Annotated in this window: 2 protein-coding genes and 1 pseudogene; 2 read left to right on the forward strand and 1 reads right to left on the reverse strand. The window is 58.3% G+C overall.

The genetic code is table 11. From position 1 onward, the window contains the following. Window positions 1-180: 180 nt before the first annotated feature. The gene (locus NKH05_RS32875) at window positions 181-888 is read left to right on the forward strand and encodes an IS6 family transposase (RefSeq protein WP_353017884.1); all 708 of its coding nucleotides are present in this window, start codon (window positions 181-183) and stop codon (window positions 886-888) included. A gap of 154 nt (window positions 889-1,042) precedes the next feature. On the opposite strand, the pseudogene NKH05_RS32880 reads toward NKH05_RS32875, so the two are convergent. Further along, window positions 1,043-1,183 (reverse strand): annotated as a pseudogene (locus NKH05_RS32880) (IS110 family transposase); the annotation flags it as partial. 296 nt (window positions 1,184-1,479) lie between these two features. Between NKH05_RS32880 and NKH05_RS32885 the strand changes: the two are divergent. After that, a complete protein-coding gene (locus tag NKH05_RS32885; protein WP_353017886.1) occupies window positions 1,480-2,394 on the forward strand; it encodes a leucine-rich repeat domain-containing protein in 915 nt (304 codons plus the stop codon). Window positions 2,395-2,704 lie beyond the last annotated feature (310 nt).

A 2,704-nucleotide genomic window follows, 5' to 3' on the forward strand; every position in this document is an offset into this window, starting at 1 on the left:
GCAGGATGAGCTGAAATCTCGATCGTCATCCATCACTCCTCGTTTGATACGAGGGGTCAGTTCTTCGCTTCGCTAGGGGGTCAGTTTTTCATTTCGCCCGACAACCTGGAACCGATAATTTGAGATGACGATATGTTTTAACCAACTTGACACAGATGTTCCCATGTGAGGATTCTCCGCATGATTCATGCTGAAAATGAGCGATCAACCGCCTGCACGCTACGTGGGCATGCCTACGCGCTTACGCTCTATTTCCGGTTTCCGCTCAGCCTGCGGATGGTCGAGGATATGCTGGCAGCTCGTGGCGTCATCGTCTCTCACCAGACCGTGCGACTTTGGGCTGAGAAATTTGGGAGACACTTTGCCAATGATATCCGGAAGCGATCGGCTGGCAAGCTCGGCGACAAATGGCATCTCGATGAGGTTGTCATCACCATCGGTGGAAAGAAACACTGGCTTTGGCGCGCCGTTGATCAGGACGGGTTTGTTCTCGACGTGTTGGTGCAAAGCCGTCGCAATGCCAAGGCGGCAAAGCGCTTGATGCGAAAGCTTCTGAAAGGGCAAGGCCGTTCGCCGCGTGTGATGATCACCGACAAGCTTCAATCCTACGGTGCGGCGAAGCGGGAGATCATGCCAGGCGTCGAGCATCGCTCGCACAAGGGCCTGAACAATCGGGCGGAGAACTCTCATCAACCCGTCCGACGGCGGGAGAGGATCATGAAGCGCTTCAAGTCAGCGCGACATCTTCAGCGTTTCGTTTCCGTCCACGACCCGATCGCCAACCTCTTTAACGTTCCCCGCCACGATATTCCATCCACCCACCATCGAGAACTGCGAGCAACTGCCATGCAAGCATGGCGCCAAATCGCGCGCCTTCACGCCGAATGAACCAAAGCCTCACTCCCAGATCTTGTTTTCACAGCGTTAAGTTTACGGTGCCCAATGAACCTGTGGGCAAAAATCGCTCGGGCATGAACCGCCGTGGGGCAAGCGGGCTACGACCGCCTCGCGCTCTTTAAGTTTACGATGCCCCGATGACAGACAATTCCAGTTCGTCGAAATAGTGGACCAGTGCCTCCGGCTCGCTGGCGATCTTGACCTCGCGCACGATCGTTCCGGTCGCGTCAACAATGCACACGCTGCTCTCTTCCAGAGAGACATCGATTCCCACATAGTGTTCCATGGCTGTTCCTCTCATGATGCTTGGAGCCGATCGCTCGGACTCCGTTTCAACACCATCATTCTGAGGGACAGCCACCCAACCTGGCTATGCTCCCGAAGGCCGGCCCATTACGGCATCTAGTCTCCCGGAGCATATAGGAATATCGATTTTGCATGGCGAGGGATCTCCGGTGGGGAGTAACATAAGCACTCGTGTGACAAGGAGAGACGCCATTGGTGAACACAGGACGGTGGGGTGGTAGCAGTAGCAATACCTCAGGACAAGGCCAGCAGCCGCTCAGCCGCGGTGAGATTCCCTTGGAGGAGGACACCTCTAGCTGGATCCGGGCCCTAACCGGCGCGGCGGCGCTGAACCACAACCTGCAAGCATGGGCCGAAGAGGAGGAGCAGGGCGAGGCTGAGGACCGGGGAGAGGCGGTGACGCGAATTGCAGCATGGCTGGAGACCGGCAATCGCCGTGGCTGGCTGGACCTGACATTGCTGGCCCTGACAGCGCTACCCCCCCTACCCGACGATCTCCGGTGGCTCAACACCAGCGACAACGAGCTGACCAGACTGCCTGAGGTTCTTCCGGCGGCGCTTGAGAGGCTAACCGTCGCCGGGAACCGGCTGACCAGGCTGCCTGAGATTCTTCCGCCCGGGCTCGAAAGGCTAACCGCCGCCGACAACCAGCTGACCAGGCTGCCCAACACGCTTCCGCCCGAACTCAGGAGGCTCGACGCGAACAACAACCGCCTGACGAGCCTGCCTGATACGCTTCCGCTCCCGCTTGAAGCCCTCGCTGTCAACAACAACCAGCTCGCGCAGCTACCGGAGACTCTCCCGCCGAGGCTCAGAGTGCTTTACGCCAATAAGAATGAGCTCGCGGAGCTGCCAGAGACTCTCCCGGCGCAACTCAGAGAGCTTTACGCCGGCTACAATGATCTGACGCGCCTGCCCGAGCACCTCCCGGTCGGGATGGAGAGGCTGGAGGTCCCCAACAATGACCTGACCGACTTACCACCCGACCTCCTCCCGACCGGGCTTCGGGCGCTCAACGTGAGTGGGAACCGGCTAATTGGGCTTGGCAACGCGAAGACCGCCCTACCTTACATCCTGGAGCGGCTGAGCTCCGAGTGCGAAGTTGATCTGTCTTCTAACAAAATCCCGGTCCGGATGCAGAGGTACCTGATCGAAAAAAGCGGCGTGAACTTTCCGCGGATTCGTGTGTGAATTCTCCACCGCTTATTGGTTGGGGTTACGGCTCAAAGCCGGATCGGTCCGCTGTTCGGCGGACTTGGCGTGAAGTCACGCACGTAGAAGTCGTCGTCGAGCTGTGGCGGCGTCTGGTCCTTAATGTATTCGGCCGCATGTCATCGGTCACGTTCCCGCTGCTCACCACCCCAATGACCTCGCGCCCACAGGTGTTGGCCCCTGTAAAGCGTTGGTGCATGGATCCTTTGTCAACGGTTTGGCGATAGGCAGGCAGGATCGAAATCAGCTTGATGCGAGTGCCATGCCGTACAAACACAACGCAGATCGT

The sequence above is a fragment of the Mesorhizobium sp. M1399 genome (assembly GCF_040317735.1).
Taxonomy (GTDB): domain Bacteria; phylum Pseudomonadota; class Alphaproteobacteria; order Rhizobiales; family Rhizobiaceae; genus Mesorhizobium.

Bases quoted from the DNA above. Each gene is read 5' to 3' on its own strand.
- NKH05_RS32875 (WP_353017884.1), top strand. From the start codon at position 181: ATGATTCATGCTGAAAATGAGCGATCAACCGCCTGCACGCTACGTGGG.